Genomic DNA, 15,995 nt, shown 5'->3' with positions numbered 1-15,995 from the left:
GCTGGTCACCATGAACATCAAGATCGCCGCCCGGATCACAGCCGTTCTTGCCCTTGGCGCCGCCATGACCGCCGCTTTCTTGGCGTTGCGCGGCAGCGGTTCGCAGGATGCGTCCTCCCCGCGCTCCGCACATCCGGGCGGCGAGCCGGCAAAGGTCGAACTTGCGCGATGCCGGGACATCGGCACGGCCGCCGCCTCCGATGAGTCCTGCAGGAAAGCCTGGGCAGACAACCGTCGGCGTTTCCTGCAGCCATCCCGCTCCGTAATACCTTACGCGGTTCCATTGGACGGGAAGGTTCAGAGCCGGCTCATGCCACTTGAGTCATCAACGCCAAAGCGGAGTCTGGAAGATCAATCCCGCCCGAACATGGTGGCGCCATGAACGACGCCGGCGTTATTGACCGCTTTCTGGAAACCTTCACCCGCTACATCGATTCAGGCTTCGGACTGCTCGGCGGCGAGGTCGCGTTTCTCACTTCGACGTTGATCGTCATCGATATCACGCTCGCCGGCCTGTTCTGGGCCTGGGGTGCCGACGAGGACGTGCTGCACCGGCTGGTCAAGAAGACGCTCTATATCGGCTTCTTCGCCTTCATCATCGGCAACTTCAACCGTCTCGCCGGCATCGTCTTCGAGAGTTTTTCGGGGCTCGGCTTGAAGGCCGGAGGATCCGCACTTTCCGGCTCTGCGCTCCTGCAGCCTGGCCGCGTCGCGCAGGTCGGCATCGACGCCGGCAATCCGATCCTTGAAGCTGCCAGCCAGTTGATGGGCTACGTCTCGTTCTTCGAGAACTTCGTTCAGATCGCGGTGTTGATGATCGCCTGGGCGATCGTGTTGATCGCTTTCTTCATTCTCGCCGTCCAGATCTTCGTCACCCTGATCGAATTCAAGCTGACGGCGCTTGCCGGCTTCGTGCTGATCCCATTCGCGCTGTTCAACAGGACTGCCTTCCTCGCCGAGAAGGTGCTCGGCAATATCGTAGCCTCGGGTGTGAAGATCCTCGTTCTCGCCGTTATCGTCGGTATCGGCTCGGGCCTCTTCGGCGAGTTCACTCAAGGCTTTAGCGCTGAGCAACCGACGATCACGGATGCGCTGTCGCTCGTGCTCGGCGCCTTGTCGCTGATGGGGCTTTCGATCTTTGGTCCGGGCATCGCGACCGGGCTGGTTTCCGGCGCCCCACAACTTGGCGCGGGCGCTGCTGTCGGCACAAGCCTCGCCGCCGCCGGTCTTGGTGCTGCCGGCACCATGGGCGCTCGCGCTGGTTTGAGCGGCGCGGCAAGTGCTGCAGGAGCCGGAGGACGCTTGTCGGCGGCAGCAGCGCGCGGCGGCGCCCATCTGGCGGGCAGTACTACCGCTGCCTGGGGACTAGCCGCGGCAACATCTGGACAGGGCGGTGCAGGTTCCATCGCTGCCGGCGCAGCGGGTGTCGTCAAGGCTGGTGCCGGCGCCACCGCTCAACCGGTGAAGCAGGCGATCTCGCGCGCGGCTTCAGCCCTGTCGGCCAGCCACGAGGCTGGCCGCTCGGCCTCGTGGACCGCAACAGGTGGAGAGCGGCCATCAGAAACCACCCCTTCAGGGTCCAGGACAACCACCGCATCGGGTGCGGGATCGCCGCCGGAATGGGCGAGCCGCATGAAGCGCGGCCAGGCCATGAGCCATGGCGCCTCCATGGCCGCGCACTCCGTCCGCTCCGGCGATCACGGCGGCGGCTCAATGAATGTTTCCCTCAATCAGGACGACCGCCGATGAGCTTCTTCAATCGACCCTCTGTTCGTTACGGCAAGACGCTTCAGCTGGAGACGCCATATCAGCGTGCGGCGCAGGTCTGGGATGAGCGCATCGGATCGGCCCGTGTGCAAGCGAAGAATTGGCGACTGATGGCCTTCGGCTCGCTCTTGCTGGCCAGCGGTTTCGCTTCCGCTTTGGTCTGGCAGTCGACGCGTGGCACCGTGGTTCCCTGGGTCGTTCAGGTCGACAAATTCGGCGAGGCGCAGGCGGTCGCCCCGGCCGTTGCCGACTATCGGCCGACCGATCCGCAGATCGCATGGCATCTCGCCCACTTCATTGAGCAGGTGAGAAGCATTCCGGCTGATCCGGTCATTGTCCGTCAGAGTTGGTTGCGCGCCTATGGGTACACGACCGATCGCGGCGCCGTTTCTCTCAACGATTATGCCCGCCTGAATGACCCCTTCACCAAGGTCGGCAAAATTCAGGTCGCCATCGAGATCTCCAGCGTCATTCGAGCATCGCCGGACTCGTTCCGCGTCACCTGGATCGAGCGCCGCTATGAGAATGGCAGCCTGGCCAGCACCGAGCGCTGGGCCGCCATCCTCACCATCGTCACGCAACAACCACGCGACGCCGACCGGCTGAAGGCCAATCCGCTCGGCGTCTACGTCAACGCCATCAACTGGTCGAAGGAGCTTTCATGATGTGGGCGGTACGAACACGCAAGACGACAGGACAGATCGCGCGCGACATGACGAAAGCACGTGTGCTTGTCCTGGCACTGCTGTCGGCAACGGCGCTTACCGGCTGCGCCTCAAAGAAATACATTCCGCCGGAGATCCAATATGACGATGCGGTGCCTGCAGTCCGGAAGTTCGATCCGCCTGGTCCGGTCAAGGTGGTGGAGCTGCCGAAACCACTCCCGCTTCCCGGCCAGCTGAAGCCGGTCGAGACCAGCAAAGCAAAGGCGGAACCGGCCGATCCCAAACAGCGGATCACCCAGGCGAACGAGGCGGCGCGAATGCAGCCGGTTCGCGACGGCTTCGTCAACGCGATCCAGCTCTATCCCTGGAGCGAGGGCGCGCTCTACCAGATCTATGCCGCGCCGGGCCAGGTCACCGACATTGCGCTGCAGCCCGGCGAGCAACTTGTCGGTTCCGGCCCCGTCGCCGCCGGCGACACCGTGCGCTGGATCATCGGCGACACGCAAAGTGGGGCAGGGGACCGGCTGCAAGTCCATATTCTCGTCAAGCCGACGAGGCCCGACCTCCAGACCAATCTTGTCATCAACAGCGACCGCCGTACCTATCATCTCGAGCTACGATCGACGGCCTCGACCTATATGGCCTCAGTCTCCTGGCAATATCCGCAAGACCAGTTGATCGCGCTGCGGCGCCAGAACGCACAGGCTTCCGCCGCGCAGCCGGTCGCGTCCGGGATCGACATCCAGAAACTCAACTTCCGCTACCGTGTCGAAGGCGACGCGGCACCCTGGAAGCCGCTACGCGCCTTCGACGACGGCGCAAAAGTCTATATCGAGTTTCCATCCGGTATCGGGCAAGGCGAGATGCCCCCGCTCTTCGTCATCGGCCCGTCGGGCGGCTCGGAGCTGGTCAATTATCGCGCCCGCCAGAACTACTATGTTGTCGACCGCCTCTTTGCCGCCGCCGAATTGAGGCTCGGCGACAAGGCAAGTGATAAACGGGTCCGGATCGTGCGCACCGACGGGAGGCCGCATCGCAGTGTGGGGCTGTTCCGATGAGCGACATCGTAAATGCCCCCAACCAGGACCTCAGGGCCGAACTACGCCTGCGGCCCGAACCCGCCCGAGTGACGCGGCTGTCGCGCAAAGTGCTGATCGGTCTTGGTGGGGTCGCCAGTGTCGCGATCCTCGGCGCACTGATCTGGGCGCTCGATAGCAGAAGGCGCGACGAACAGCCGTCCGAGCACTTCACTACCGAAAACCGTACCACTGCCGACGGGCTACAGGCCCTTCCGAAGGATTATTCCGGCGTTCCGAAACTTGGTCCCGCGCTGCCCGGCGATCTCGGGCGGCTGATCCTGCGCGCGCAGGAGCGGGGCCAGCCGATCGAGGTGCCGCACATCAATACACCGCGCGCCGATCCGGAAGAACAGCGGCGCCTGGCGGAGATCGAGGCCGCGCGGGTCGCCAAGCTCTTTACCGATACCAATGCGCGGGAGCGGCCTCTCCCAAAAACGCCGCCCTTGTCCACGGCGGAACCGGCGAGTGGTCTGACGCAGGCTGCCACAACACCACCGCCCGATCCGGCCACCGCTCAAAACATGCAGGATCGCAAGCTCGCCTTCGTCAACGCTGCATCCGATCGACGGACCGTCAGTCCGGATCGGCTCGCCGGGAAGGTGTCGCCCTATGTCGTGCAGGCCGGCTCCGTCATTCCGGCGGCCCTCATCACCGGCATCCGATCCGACCTTCCCGGTGAGATCACCGCTCAGGTCACCGAAAATGTCTACGACAGCCCAACAGGATCGTATCTGCTCATCCCGCAGGGTGCAAAACTGATTGGCCAGTACGACAGCCAGGTCGCCTTCGGCCAGTCGCGCGTGTTGCTGATCTGGAACTGGCTCATCATGCCGGACGGAACTTCGATCGTTTTGGAGCGCCAGCAGGGCGCCGATACTCAAGGGTTTTCCGGACTGGAGGACGAGGTCGACTATCACTGGGGTCAGTTGTTTCGGGCAGCAGTGCTCTCGACGTTGTTGGGCGTCGGCACCAGCCTTGGTGCTAACAACAACGAGAGCGACATCGCCAAGGCGATCCGTGAAAGCACGCAGAATTCAATGAGCAATATCGGTCAGCAGATTGTGGGCCGCCAACTCGGTGTCCAGCCAACGTTGACAGTTCGACCGGGTTTCCCGGTCCGCGTCATCGTTAATCACGATCTTGTGTTGGCGCCGTATGGCACACTGAAGGATCCGTCATGACTAAGCTGAAACTCTCCGCCATCCCCGATGATAAGCCGGTCAAGATCACGATCGAACTGCCCGCCGCAGTTCATCGCGATCTTGTAGCCTATGCCGAGGTCCTCGGTCGGGAGACCGGCCAGCAAGTTGCCGATCCGGCAAAGCTCATCACTCCGATGCTGGCACGGTTCATGACGACGGACCGGGCGTTCGGCCGCGCCCGGCGCAGCCCGAAGTCAGGGTGAGCGGAGCGAAACGCGTTTCGTTTCCATGAAGTAGATGGCAACATCCGGCCTGCTCCGAATGAAGTCGGTGACTGCATCCAGAAACTCGGCTGCGTGCAGAAACGGATCGAAGTCGATTGACAGGCTGCCGGCTTGCCCTCTTCGGTCCGTTTCGACCCTTCCAAGTACGCCGTCGAGTTCCGTGAGGACACGGCGAAGGTTGCCGAGCAGTCTCGCACCGGCCATGGTAGGTCGCACACCGCCAGTGTGACGTTCGAACAGCACCGTTCCAAGCGAGTGCTCAAGGTCACGGATGCGCCGGCTCAGAGCGGAATGATGGATTCCCATGCGTCGAGAGGCGCCGAGGAAGCTGCCTTCCTCGGCGACGACGAGTGCGTAGTCGAGTGTAATGAGCTGGACGCGTCGCCGCATCGCGCTTCCTTTGTCTAGAGACGATCTGGTCATCGGCTCACGGTTCGAGCGATGAGCCGCCTCTTCACCTGGAGAAATACCCTGGGCGGCACCCCCTTCTCCGGCCCGTTTGCAAACTTCAACTGTCGACTGCGCCAGCCGGTGTGCTCGCCTTCCGCATTTCGTGCAATCTAGTAAGTGTCCGCTCATCAAAGCTCGCGGTCACGGCCACTGTTTCCTCGTTGCCAATGACTCTTGGCAGGCCGAGCGGCGTGACCCTGAAATGCAGTTGCACCAGTCGCAGAAGCCAGAGTGGGTTCATCTCGATGATGATCGTATCGACATCTGTTTTGAGACCCCATTCGACGATACCGGAAAGCAGCGCGTTCGCGACCGGGCTGAGCATCCTGCCGCGCTCGCGATATTGCGGCTCAACGCAGTAGCGCGTCCATTCCCAGACATTTTCTCCAGCCGGCCGCTCGCCTTCGCATAGGTCCGATAGAACCTCCGACAAAAGGTGAGGCCGCGTCGAAGGCAGCATGCGTTGGTAGCCAATGACGCGGTCGTCCACGATGAACAGCATATGGACGGCGTGTTCGTCGTCGAAGCGGTCCGTCTCGCGACCGTTCTCACGCGCAAGGTCGGTCCAGTTCTTTTCTTCGACAAAAACCTTATGGCGAAGTTGGAAGGCTTGATCCAATTCCGCGCGATAGCAGTCGACATTCTTGTTTGTCACGATGTGCAGCATCCAGCTTGTCCTCAGTTTCGAGATCAACGCATGGTGCTTCGTCCAATCAAATCGCTGCATCACGCGATCCCGTGAGATGTTCAACTGATCAGGCCAAGTCGTAAGGCTTCAGCGACGGCGTGAATGGTGCTCGACACCCTTAGTCGCTCTCGGACCGCGCGCAGATGGGTGTCCGCGGTGTTGCTGCTGATGTTCAGGCGCTCAGCGATGTCGTGGACAGTGAGGCCTTCTGACGCCCAACGAAGCACATCACGCTGTCTTGGTGAGAGATGGACAGACTTACGATGGTTCACGCCTCCTATGAGAGCGGACGCGCAACCAAAGGCGTAGGCCATAATGAGCTGGAGGGCCAATCTCTCCAATGGATCGGGGTTCAGTTTCTCGCCGGCGATCGAAAAGCCAACTGGATGTCGTTCGATGGTCGAGAACGCTATTGTCAGACCCTCATCCAGGCGAAACTCCTTTGCCTCATCCATGATCCGGCGCCCGAACGGGCAGACCTTGCATAGATCGCTAACATCGCTCCAATGAAACGGCGCACTGGCCTGTCTCACAAGCCGGATCGTCGGATCACGCGAAAGATAGCCGTTCGAAAAGTAGCGTTTTGTCCATTCTTCAGGCCAAGCGGCTAGCACCACGTGTGATAGCTGCTCACGTTGAGACGCATAGGGCGGCGGAATTGCGCCAGCAAGCAAGTTCGTGGCACCAAAGCGTCCAACATAGGCTAGCAAAAAATTGCAGATCCTTTCCGTACTACTGCACTGCCGCATCTCATCGATCATTACGCAAGTTTCGTCGAATCTCTGGCGCCAATTGCCTGAGACCAGTTCCGAACTTGTTAAATTAGCTCTCTTGTTCACTGCTTTGCACACCAGGCGACGAGGGGGGCAGCAGATGGGGACGATTGATGGCGAAGCCGCTGGCACCGGACAGTCGCGGGTGACATTGATCCCAAGCCTGCCTCTTCAGATGAAGTTTAGGTCCTGCATTTTGGGCGTGACGTCCAAACGCCCCGATTGCCGTTCAGGCCGACGGAAGCGCGCGATTCATCGGTCTGGGCGCGCAGGGCAAGGACTCGGACCCCGTCTGCCGTCACCCATGCGTGGCTGGCGTGGCCGGTTCGACTTCCCTGCTCCTGCCACGTTTGGCCTGTACCTCAAGACCCAGAATGAGGGTCTCGATCAGGAAGTTGTAGCCGTCATCAAGTGGGGCGACATCCCCGCTTTTCCAGCGCATCACGAAGGACCGATTGTACATCTGCGGCAGGTGCCGCTTGACCAACGGAAAGCGCGCGGCGTCAAGCGCATCGAGACCCGCGTCGAAGCCTTCGACCCACTCCGAGCCCTCGGTCGCGCCGTCGGCGGCCAGTTCCAGAGTGATATACCCTTCCAGAGCGCCGACTACCGAGTTGAAAGCATCGATCAGGGCCTGGCCTTCAAACCCGGCTTCGGTCAGCGCCTTCAGGATTATCTCGACCCACGGCGCGTTCGGGGCGCCGTTTGAGCGGATATGCGGGCCGAGTAGGGGCGCGGCGTGCGGATGCTCATGCACGCGTGCGCGAAAGCGCCGAAAGAGAATCCGGATCGTTTCGCGCCAGTCATCGGAAAGGTCTTCGGGCGTCATCAGACTGGCAATCAGCGCGCCCGAGATTTCAGCGAGCAGATCCGTTTTGGCGCCACCGGCATGCCAATAAAGTGCGGCCGGATAAACATTGAGGCGGCGTGCGAGGGCACGCACGGAAAATCCGACGAGGCCCTCGTCGTCAATCAGGGCAATGGCGGCCTCGACGACGCGCTCACGGGTCAGACCGATGGCGGCGGCTCTACCCACGAAGCGCTTTCCTAAAGCCGGCCTTTTGGTCAACGTTGCCTCTCGTTTCGGCTAGGCAAGGACCGAGGGCACGCCCGAGTTCCTGTGCAAACCGCTCATTGTCCCCTGCTGTTCCGATACTCACCCTGAGGAAGTTTGTATAGCCGGCCTCCATCCATGGTTTGACGATTATGCCCTTTTGAAGCAAGGCCCTAGCCACGGGTGCGGCTTCGGCATTCAGTTCGAGGAACAGGAAGTTGGTCTGCGACGGGACAACGCGGACACCCATTTCACGCAGGTGATCGGCAAGGATGGTACGGTCGCGTCGGATCTTCGCGGCGGCTTGGTGCATCCAATCGTCATCCAGCAGCGCAGCGACGGCAGCTGCTTGCGCGGCGGCGTTGACATTGAAGGGCGTCAGAGCCGCACGCATGGCTCGGGCGATGCCCTCGTCCGACGAAATGCCGTAGCCCACGCGTAAGCCGGCCAGACCGTAGGCCTTGGAGAAGGTGCGCAGCACGACCCAGTTTAGGTTCGGGCGAGGGGTCAGCACCTTCAGTCCATCGGGATAGCCGGAGTCGACCAGTTCGAAATAGGCCTCATCCAGCACGAACAGTGTTTCGGGCTGCACCGCGTCCAGCAGCCGGTCGAGTTCGGGCTGCGACATGGCCGTTCCGACGGGATTCGAGGGTGAGGAGATGAAGACGATCTTCGGCTTGCGCACGAGCTCGTGCACCAGCGCATCGGCGTCATAGTCGAATGCTTTGGTCATCGGCACCTTGATCACCTGGGCACCGGCTGCCATGGGCTCGATCTCGTGCAGGCCGAAGCAGGGCGAAATGGTCAGGACGGTATCGCCCTTTTGCAAATAGGTACGGCACAGGGCAGCGATAAGCTCCTCGGAGCCATTCCCGCAGACGATCCGATTGGGGGCAGAGCCGAGCTTCTCCGAAAGCGCTTGCCGCAGTGCGCCGGACGCCGGATCGCTGTAGCGCGACGGCATGAGTGCCCCCAGCGCCGCAGCCACTACTGGGGATGCGCCATAGGGATTTTCGTTGCTTGCCAATGCCGCAATGTCCTCCCGTCCGCTGACCCGCTGTGCGACCGCGACGGAAATACCCGCGTTGTAGATGGGAAGTGCGACGACTTCCTGCCGCGGGCTGAGGGCGTTCTGCTGAACTGATTGCATGTTCCAACCTTCTGATATGGCTCGTTTGTTGTGACGTTTCCCCACGTCACTCCTCTACTGCTTGCAGTCTCCGGGGACTGCGTGCGCACGCTGATTTCCCCGCGGCTTTCTTCCTTCGCAACGCGCCCCGAGCGGCATCTAACTCAGGCAAAAAATGCCGTTGACACAGGAAAAGTATATACATAATCTTTTATTGTCCACTGAACAAAAAACTCAATGAAGCGGACAAGTGTGTGTCGATGTCGCTGGATGCGGTTGTGAGCATCGAGCGGGCCTGGAGGGTCCTCGGCACAAACGGATTTCGAAGCCGCGCCCGGAGTGGGGAACTCCGGCAACCAAGGGAAGAGTTCACATGATGATGGAAAAGATCGCCTTTCGCTCCCGCCGCTGGCTCGCCGGCACGGCCCTGTCAGCTATGCTCATGACCGCGGCTCCCGCATTCGCGGTGACGCCGGCCGACACGCTGGTCGAGGGCTTCGCCATCGACGACATCATCACCATGGATCCTGGCGAGGCGTTCGAATTGTCCACCGCCGAGGTGAGCGCGAACATCTACGACCTTCTGGTGCGGTCCGACCCTGCCGACACCTCCAAGTTCAAGGGCGACCTGGCCGAGAGCTGGACTGTTTCCGACGACAGACTGACCTACATTTTCAAGCTGAAGCCGGACCTCAAATTCGCCTCGGGCAACCCTGTCACCGCCGAGGACGTGGCCTGGTCGTTCGAGCGCCTTGTCAAGCTCGACAAGAGCCCAGCCTTCATCCTCGGTCAGTTTGGACTGAATGGCGGCAATGTTGCCGAAAAGGCCAAGGCCGCCGCTCCCGACACTTTCGTCTTCACTGTCGACAAGCCCTATGCGCCTAGCTTCGTGCTGAACTGCCTGTCGTCGACGGTGGCCTCCGTGGTGGACAAGAAGCTGGTGCTGGAGCACGTCAAGCCGGTCACGCCGAGCGCCGACTACAAATACGACAATGACTTCGGCAACGACTGGCTAAAGACGCATACGGCTGGTTCGGGACCGTTCAAGCTGCGTGAATGGCGCGCCAACGAGGCGGTCGTCATGGATCGCAACGACAGCTACTGGGGCGAGAAGGCCAAGCTCGCGCGCGTCGTCTATCGCCATATGAAGGAAAGCTCGGCCCAGCGGCTGGCGCTTGAAGTCGGCGATATCGACGTCGCCCGCAACCTTGAGCCGAACGATCTCGACGCCATGGCCGAGAATGGCAACATAGCCATCGCCAGCGCGCCGAAAGGCACGGTGTACTACATCAGCCTCAACCAGAAGAACCCCAATCTGGCCAAGCCCGAGGTGCGGCAGGCGTTCAAATATCTCATCGACTACGACGCCATCGGCTCGACCCTGATCAAGGGCATTGGCGAGATCCACCAGACCTTCCTGCCCAAAGGCGTGCTGGGTGAGTTGGACGAGAATCCCTTCAAGCTCGACGTCGCCAAGGCCAAAGGGCTTCTAGAGAAGGCCGGGTTGAAGGATGGGCTCTCCGTGACCATGGACGTACGCAATAGTCAGCCGGTGACGGGTATCGCTGAATCCATCCAGCAGACGGCCGGCGAGGCGGGTATCAAGATTGAGATCATCCCCGGCGACGACAAGCAGACGCTGACCAAATACCGCGCCCGCAACCACGACATCTATATTGGCCAGTGGGGGCAGGACTACTTCGATCCGAACTCCAACGCCCAGACCTTTGCCTCGAATCCCGACAATTCGGATGATGGCAGGAACCAGACTCTGGCTTGGCGCAACGCCTGGGATTTGCCGGAACTGACGAAAGAGACGGAGGCCGCGCTCCTGGAGAAGGATTCCGCCAAGCGCTCTGAGATGTACCGGCATCTTCAAAAAAAGGTGCTCGACAACAGCCCGTTCGCCCTCATCTACCAGCAGATCGAGGTTGCCGGTGTGCGCAGCAACGTGAACGGCTTCAAGCTCGGGCCGAGCTTCGACACCAATTTTGTCGGCAACATCACAAAGGAATAGCTGGTGGAACCGCATCGCTTGAGCGTAGCCGAAGCGCAGGCGGAGGCTGGCGGAAGCAATGCCGCTGCGCATTTTGCGTTCGTCGCCCGCTTCCTCGTCATCGCCATCATGACCTATCTGGGTCTCTTGGCTGTGACTTTCTTCATCGGTCGGGTCATCCCCATCGATCCTGTGCTGGCAGTGCTCGGCGATCGCGCGCCGGCCAGTGTCGTCGAGCGCACCCGGCGCGAAATGGGGTTGGATCTGCCGCTGATCCAGCAGTTCTACATCTACCTCAAGGGCGTGCTTTCCGGCGATTTCGGCCGATCCGTGCTGACCACCAATCCGGTCATGGACGACATTCGCCGCGTCTTCCCGGCCACGATCGAACTGGCAACGCTCGGAACGCTGATCGGCTCCTTGGTCGGCATTCCGCTCGGCGTTCTGGCGGCGGTCAAGCGCGGCAGCCTGTTCGACCAGATCGCGCGTGTCATCGGCCTGATTGGCTACTCGATGCCAATCTTCTGGCTGGGCCTCCTGTCGCTGGTGCTGTTCTATGCCAAGCTGCAATGGGCGGCATTCCCCGGCCGCCTCGACATCGCCTACGAATACTCGTTCACGCCCGTCACCGGTTTTTTACTGCTGGATTCGGCCATTCAAAGGCAGTGGGACGTCTTCAAAGATGTCTTGCGTCATATCCTCTTGCCGGCCTCGTTGCTCGGCTATTTCTCGCTGGCCTATATCAGCAGCTTGACACGCTCCTTCATGCTGAATGAGCTCTCCCAGGAATATGTCGTGGCCGCCCGCGCCAAGGGCGTTTCGGAAACGCGCATCATCTGGGGCCATGCGCTGCGTAACGCGGCCGTGCCGTTGGTGACTGTGATCGCGCTGTCCTATGCCGGACTGCTGGAGGGCTCCGTGCTGACGGAGATGGTGTTCTCCTGGCCTGGCATCGGCCTCTACGTCACCAATTCGCTGCAGAACGCGGACATGAACGCAGTGCTGGGCGGCACCATCGTCATCGGCTCGGTGTTCATCGCCATCAACCTGTTTGCGGACCTGCTCTACCGGCTGCTCGATCCGAGGACAAAGGCGCAATGAGCTGGATGTTCGCCTGTGTCAGCTCAATCCTCGACCGTCGCCCGCAAGGGGGAGAAGGTCTCGTTCACACCATTTTCCGGAGCGACCAATCATGAGCGCGGTAGAACAACCGACAATGTCCAGTCGTGAATGGTTGCTTTCGGAGCGGCCAGCCTCGCGCTGGCAAGCTAGGCTGGGTCGCGCCTATGCGACGTGGCGACGCTTTCTGGCCAACAAGCTGGGGGTATTGGGGCTTTTCATCATCATAACCCTGCTGCTTGTTGCGGCCTTCGCCGATCAGCTCGCGACATATTCGCCGGTGGTGGGTGACTTGAAGAACGCGCGGCTGCTGCCACCGTCCGCTCAGTATTGGCTCGGCACGGACGATCTCGGCCGCGACATCTATTCGCGTATCATCTACGGCTCGCGCCCGACGCTGTTAGTGGTGATGCTGGTTGCCATAATCGCGGCACCTGTCGGCCTCTTGGTCGGCACGGTAGCCGGTTATACCGGCGGCTGGACTGATGCGGTGCTGATGCGCATCACCGATATCTTCCTGGCCTTTCCGAAGCTCATTCTGGCACTGTCCTTCGTCGCGGCACTCGGTCCCGGCATTGAGAACGCGGTTCTGGCTATCGCCATCACCGCCTGGCCGCCCTATGCGCGCATCGCGCGCGCCGAAACACTGACGGTGCGCGGCTCCGACTACATCAAGGTGGTGCAACAGATGGGCGCCTCGCCCTCCCGCATCGTGCTGCGCCACATCATGCCGATGTGCAACTCATCGCTGATCGTGCGCGTCACGCTCGACATGGCTGGAATCATCCTGACCGCGGCCGGCCTGGGCTTCGTCGGGCTTGGCGCGCAGCCGCCGCTGCCGGAATGGGGTGCCATGATCGCTTCGGGACGCCGCTTCATCCTCGACCAGTGGTGGGTAGCCGCCATGCCCGGCATGGCGATCCTCATAGTCAGCCTCGGCTTCAATCTTCTCGGCGAGGGCCTGCGCGACGCGCTCGATCCGCGGAGCAGCGACCAATGAACATGAGGGCCACGAACATGGAGACAGCAGGGGCGGCGGGCGGCAATCTGCTTGAGGTGAACAACCTGCGCGTCACTTATCCGACCCGCACGAATACTGTGCATGCGTTGCGCGGCGTCTCTTTCTCGCTCGGAGGCGAGCGGCTGGGCATCGTTGGCGAATCTGGCTCGGGCAAGTCGCAGACCGGCCGCGCCATCATGGGCCTGACCGATCCACACGCCGAGGTGACGGCGCAGCGGCTGGAGTTCGATGGCATCGACCTCCTGTCGTTGCCGGTGCGCGAGCGTCGAGCGCTGCGCGGCAAGCGCATCGCCATGATCTTGCAGGACCCGAAATATTCGCTCGACCCGGTGATGTGCATCGGCCGGCAGATTCTGGAGACGTTGCACACGCACGAAAAGGTTTCCAAGGCCGAGGCGCGTGAGCGTGTGCTCGACATGCTCGCGGCGGTGCAGATCCGCGATCCCAAGCGCGTCTACGATCTCCATCCGCACGAAGTCTCGGGTGGCATGGGCCAGCGCGCCATGATCGCTATGATGCTAGTAGCCGGCCCTGAACTATTGATTGCTGACGAGCCGACCTCAGCACTCGACGTGACCGTGCAGCTCGAAGTGCTCGGCATCCTCGACCGGCTGGTGGCCGAACGCGGCATGGGGCTGATCTTCATCTCGCACGACCTGCGCCTGGTCTCGACATTCTGCGACCGGGTGATCGTCATGTATGCCGGCAAGATCGTCGAGGAACTCAAGGCCTCCGAACTGTCTCAGGCGAGGCACCCCTACACGCAAGGCCTGCTCAACTGCATGCCCAAGATCGGCTCCAACCGGCACCCGCTGCCAGTGCTGGCGCGCAAGGCGGAGTGGGCGGCATGACGGCAGCGCTTTACGTCGAGGGGCTGGCGGTCGTCTACAACCTTTTCCGCGCGCTGAAGGGCGTCAGCGTCACGGTCCAACCCGGTGAATGCTTCGGCCTGGTCGGCGAATCCGGATCCGGCAAGTCGACGCTGCTGCGTGCCATCGCAGGGCTTGCGCCGGTGGCTTCGGGTAGCATCGTGGTGAACGGCAAGACGCTCGGCCGCCGCCGCGACCGCGACTTCTACCGCCAGATTCAGATGGTGTTCCAGGACCCTTATGGTTCGTTGCATCCGCGCCAGACTGTCGATCGGCTGCTGCAGGAACCGCTCGCAATCCACAGCATCGGCGACAGCCAAAACCGTATCCGGCGCGCGCTGGACGAGGTCGGGCTCGGATCCGGCTTCCGCTTCCGCTATTCTCACCAGCTCTCCGGCGGGCAGCGCCAGCGCGTGGCGATTGCACGCGCGCTGATCCTCGAACCCTCGATCCTTCTTCTCGATGAGCCGACATCGGCGCTCGACGCTTCGGTGCAAGCGGAGGTGCTGAACCTGCTCGAACAGGTCCGCCGCGATCGAATGCTCACTTTCCTGATGGTCTCCCACGACCTCGCCGTCATCAACCATATGTGCGAGCGGCTGATGGTCATGCAGAACGGCGAGGCGGTTGAGCAGCTGGCAGCCAGCGATCTCGCGTCCGGCCGCGTCGGGCAGGACTACACCCGCCGCCTTCTCAAGGCGAGCGAGGGATTCGTGCGCGAACGGCAAAGTCCTTCTGAGCGAAATTTTCTGGAAATGAAAATAAAATCAATAACTAATCAAGGGGAACATGATGAAGCGAGGTCTGGTCCTGGGAGGAGTGAGCGCCCTTCTGTTTGAAGTGCCGTACGTTCATGCAGTGGACACAGCAGCAATTCGCGATGAGGAGCCAGCTCAATTTGTTCGCGCTTGTGACGCGATGGGCGCTGGTTTTTACCAGCTTCCGCAAAGCGAAACCTGCCTGAAGATCGGCGGGTCTGTCGGCTATGACGTCACAGGGGGTGCCGACGTTTATTCGGGCGAGCGGTTAAGGTCATTGAGCCGGACTGTGACTGCAACATTGTATGCGGAGACCCGGTCTCAAACCGAATTGGGAATGCTGAGCTCGTATTTCGAGTTCGAGGATAGCGTCGTTGACGGTGTTGATGAAGGCATGACCCTTGGAGACTTAATTATTGACCTGAATGGGTTGAAGGTCGGTGCTTCAGGATCGCAATTCGACAGCTGGCTGGATTCCGCGGGCAATGTTCTTAGTGACGATGTGATTGCCTATGCGGGCGGCATGACCAACCTGATCAACTACACTGCAAATGTCGGCAACGGCTTGTCCGCGATGTTTGGTGTTGAGGAGGGGTCTAAAGATGGCGATCACGACTATAGGACTGGCAGCTATGTGCCGCATTTCGTCGGAGGACTAAAACTCGACAGACCTTGGGGAGCAATCGCGACTGTCATTGGCTATGACACGGTGATTGAAGAAGCCGCGGCGAAGGTACGGCTGGACTTGAAACTGAGCGACACCTTGTCAGTATTCATCATGGGTGGCTATCAATCGGATCCTGAAAAGCCAAATTACTTTGGGGCGTGGAAGGGTACATACGCCGCATGGGGCGGCGTTTCTGTAAGCCTTTCGCCGACAGTTACCTTCAATAGCCAGGCCGCCTACGAAAGTTCCGGAAAATATGCTTTGGCGCTCAATCTGGACTACGAAGTTGTTCCGGGGTTCCTGATCACCCCCGAACTGAATTATACATCATTCGGCGGCGACCCGTCGAAACCCGATGACGCATTTGCCGGTACGGTTAGCATTGAGTGCGATTTCTGACACGAGAGCGGTCATGGCGCACTCTGCTGTGGGTACGCCTGTCATCCGGTGACAACCTGCATCCACCGTCCCATCTCTGGTCGCGGTGCAACATTCTCTCGTCCAAATTCCAGATTCAACCGGCGGGCCAACCGC

At 61.0% G+C, this 15,995-nt stretch carries 17 protein-coding genes; 12 read left to right on the top strand and 5 right to left on the bottom strand.

The window, feature by feature from the left end; translation table 11 throughout:
• The first annotated feature begins 10 nt into the window (after positions 1-10).
• The 6 genes from trbK-alt to CO731_RS01845 are packed head-to-tail and all read left to right on the top strand — an operon-like array spanning position 11 to position 4,916.
• On the top strand, positions 11-382 hold the full coding sequence (gene trbK-alt / locus CO731_RS01870; RefSeq protein ID WP_108605704.1) for a putative entry exclusion protein TrbK-alt: 372 nt from the start codon (positions 11-13) through the stop codon (positions 380-382).
• Positions 379-1,749 (top strand): P-type conjugative transfer protein TrbL, encoded by a 1,371-nt coding sequence (gene trbL, locus CO731_RS01865; protein WP_108605703.1) that lies wholly within the window; start codon positions 379-381, stop codon positions 1,747-1,749. Before trbK-alt ends, trbL begins: the two co-directional genes overlap by 4 nt.
• A complete protein-coding gene (gene trbF / locus CO731_RS01860; RefSeq protein WP_108605702.1) occupies positions 1,746-2,432 on the top strand; it encodes a conjugal transfer protein TrbF in 687 nt (228 codons plus the stop codon). Before trbL ends, trbF begins: the two co-directional genes overlap by 4 nt.
• A 47-nt stretch (positions 2,433-2,479) precedes the next feature.
• The gene (gene trbG, locus CO731_RS01855; RefSeq protein ID WP_199914600.1) at positions 2,480-3,490 is read left to right on the top strand and encodes a P-type conjugative transfer protein TrbG; all 1,011 of its coding nucleotides are present in this window, start codon (positions 2,480-2,482) and stop codon (positions 3,488-3,490) included.
• The gene (locus CO731_RS01850; RefSeq protein WP_108605700.1) at positions 3,487-4,692 is read left to right on the top strand and encodes a TrbI/VirB10 family protein; all 1,206 of its coding nucleotides are present in this window, start codon (positions 3,487-3,489) and stop codon (positions 4,690-4,692) included. The genes trbG and CO731_RS01850 overlap by 4 nt, the downstream gene beginning before the upstream one ends.
• Positions 4,689-4,916, top strand: a complete 228-nt coding sequence (locus CO731_RS01845; protein ID WP_108605699.1) for a DUF2274 domain-containing protein — start codon at positions 4,689-4,691, stop codon at positions 4,914-4,916. Before CO731_RS01850 ends, CO731_RS01845 begins: the two co-directional genes overlap by 4 nt.
• Here CO731_RS01845 and CO731_RS01840 read toward each other — a convergent pair.
• From CO731_RS01840 to hisC, 5 genes are all read right to left on the bottom strand, one after another.
• A complete protein-coding gene (locus tag CO731_RS01840; RefSeq protein WP_159091529.1) occupies positions 4,908-5,327 on the bottom strand; it encodes a LysR family transcriptional regulator in 420 nt (139 codons plus the stop codon). The genes CO731_RS01845 and CO731_RS01840 overlap by 9 nt on opposite strands.
• A gap of 118 nt (positions 5,328-5,445) precedes the next feature.
• Positions 5,446-6,054, bottom strand: coding sequence for an acyl-homoserine-lactone synthase (locus tag CO731_RS01835; RefSeq protein ID WP_108609571.1), 609 nt, complete (start codon positions 6,052-6,054; stop codon positions 5,446-5,448).
• A gap of 80 nt (positions 6,055-6,134) precedes the next feature.
• Positions 6,135-6,836 carry a LuxR family transcriptional regulator gene (locus CO731_RS01830; RefSeq protein ID WP_108605697.1) on the bottom strand — a complete coding sequence of 234 codons (702 nt, stop codon included), beginning with the start codon at positions 6,834-6,836 and terminating at the stop codon, positions 6,135-6,137.
• A 310-nt stretch (positions 6,837-7,146) separates the two neighbouring features.
• Positions 7,147-7,884: a TetR/AcrR family transcriptional regulator gene (locus CO731_RS01825; RefSeq protein ID WP_159091528.1), complete on the bottom strand. Its 738-nt coding sequence runs from the start codon at positions 7,882-7,884 to the stop codon at positions 7,147-7,149.
• Complete coding sequence (hisC, locus tag CO731_RS01820; protein WP_108605695.1) at positions 7,877-9,052, bottom strand: histidinol-phosphate transaminase; 1,176 nt, start codon at positions 9,050-9,052, stop codon at positions 7,877-7,879. The genes CO731_RS01825 and hisC overlap by 8 nt, the downstream gene beginning before the upstream one ends.
• A gap of 355 nt (positions 9,053-9,407) precedes the next feature.
• Here hisC and CO731_RS01815 point away from each other — a divergent pair, with 355 nt between their 5' ends.
• The 6 genes from CO731_RS01815 (at position 9,408) to CO731_RS01790 (ending at position 15,860) form a co-directional block, all read left to right on the top strand.
• Positions 9,408-11,048 carry an ABC transporter substrate-binding protein gene (locus tag CO731_RS01815; RefSeq protein ID WP_199914599.1) on the top strand — a complete coding sequence of 547 codons (1,641 nt, stop codon included), beginning with the start codon at positions 9,408-9,410 and terminating at the stop codon, positions 11,046-11,048.
• A gap of 18 nt (positions 11,049-11,066) precedes the next feature.
• Positions 11,067-12,128 carry an ABC transporter permease gene (locus CO731_RS01810; protein ID WP_245439576.1) on the top strand — a complete coding sequence of 354 codons (1,062 nt, stop codon included), beginning with the start codon at positions 11,067-11,069 and terminating at the stop codon, positions 12,126-12,128.
• A 91-nt stretch (positions 12,129-12,219) separates the two neighbouring features.
• Positions 12,220-13,146, top strand: a complete 927-nt coding sequence (locus CO731_RS01805) for an ABC transporter permease (protein ID WP_108605693.1) — start codon at positions 12,220-12,222, stop codon at positions 13,144-13,146.
• A gap of 2 nt (positions 13,147-13,148) precedes the next feature.
• The gene (locus CO731_RS01800) at positions 13,149-14,018 is read left to right on the top strand and encodes an ABC transporter ATP-binding protein (RefSeq protein ID WP_245439969.1); all 870 of its coding nucleotides are present in this window, start codon (positions 13,149-13,151) and stop codon (positions 14,016-14,018) included.
• Positions 14,015-14,875 (top strand): ABC transporter ATP-binding protein, encoded by an 861-nt coding sequence (locus tag CO731_RS01795; RefSeq protein ID WP_108609569.1) that lies wholly within the window; start codon positions 14,015-14,017, stop codon positions 14,873-14,875. Before CO731_RS01800 ends, CO731_RS01795 begins: the two co-directional genes overlap by 4 nt.
• Complete coding sequence (locus CO731_RS01790; RefSeq protein WP_159091527.1) at positions 14,829-15,860, top strand: porin; 1,032 nt, start codon at positions 14,829-14,831, stop codon at positions 15,858-15,860. The genes CO731_RS01795 and CO731_RS01790 overlap by 47 nt, the downstream gene beginning before the upstream one ends.
• Positions 15,861-15,995: the final 135 nt, after the last annotated feature.

The sequence above is a fragment of the Aminobacter sp. MSH1 genome (assembly GCF_003071665.1).
Classification (GTDB): domain Bacteria; phylum Pseudomonadota; class Alphaproteobacteria; order Rhizobiales; family Rhizobiaceae; genus Aminobacter; species Aminobacter niigataensis.
This window is presented reverse-complemented; position numbering and strand designations above follow the sequence as displayed.

Excerpts from the sequence above, each read along its gene's own strand:
- trbK-alt (WP_108605704.1), top strand. The coding sequence starts at position 11 with ATGAACATCAAGATCGCCGCCCGGATCACAGCCGTTCTTGCCCTTGGC.
- trbL (WP_108605703.1), top strand. The coding sequence starts at position 379 with ATGAACGACGCCGGCGTTATTGACCGCTTTCTGGAAACCTTCACCCGC.
- trbF (WP_108605702.1), top strand. The coding sequence starts at position 1,746 with ATGAGCTTCTTCAATCGACCCTCTGTTCGTTACGGCAAGACGCTTCAG.
- trbG (WP_199914600.1), top strand. The coding sequence starts at position 2,480 with ATGACGAAAGCACGTGTGCTTGTCCTGGCACTGCTGTCGGCAACGGCG.
- CO731_RS01850 (WP_108605700.1), top strand. The coding sequence starts at position 3,487 with ATGAGCGACATCGTAAATGCCCCCAACCAGGACCTCAGGGCCGAACTA.
- CO731_RS01845 (WP_108605699.1), top strand. The coding sequence starts at position 4,689 with ATGACTAAGCTGAAACTCTCCGCCATCCCCGATGATAAGCCGGTCAAG.
- CO731_RS01840 (WP_159091529.1), bottom strand. The coding sequence starts at position 5,327 with ATGCGGCGACGCGTCCAGCTCATTACACTCGACTACGCACTCGTCGTC.
- CO731_RS01835 (WP_108609571.1), bottom strand. The coding sequence starts at position 6,054 with ATGCTGCACATCGTGACAAACAAGAATGTCGACTGCTATCGCGCGGAA.
- CO731_RS01830 (WP_108605697.1), bottom strand. The coding sequence starts at position 6,836 with ATGATCGATGAGATGCGGCAGTGCAGTAGTACGGAAAGGATCTGCAAT.
- hisC (WP_108605695.1), bottom strand. The coding sequence starts at position 9,052 with ATGCAATCAGTTCAGCAGAACGCCCTCAGCCCGCGGCAGGAAGTCGTC.
- CO731_RS01815 (WP_199914599.1), top strand. The coding sequence starts at position 9,408 with ATGATGGAAAAGATCGCCTTTCGCTCCCGCCGCTGGCTCGCCGGCACG.
- CO731_RS01805 (WP_108605693.1), top strand. The coding sequence starts at position 12,220 with ATGAGCGCGGTAGAACAACCGACAATGTCCAGTCGTGAATGGTTGCTT.
- CO731_RS01800 (WP_245439969.1), top strand. The coding sequence starts at position 13,149 with ATGAGGGCCACGAACATGGAGACAGCAGGGGCGGCGGGCGGCAATCTG.
- CO731_RS01795 (WP_108609569.1), top strand. The coding sequence starts at position 14,015 with ATGACGGCAGCGCTTTACGTCGAGGGGCTGGCGGTCGTCTACAACCTT.
- CO731_RS01790 (WP_159091527.1), top strand. The coding sequence starts at position 14,829 with ATGAAGCGAGGTCTGGTCCTGGGAGGAGTGAGCGCCCTTCTGTTTGAA.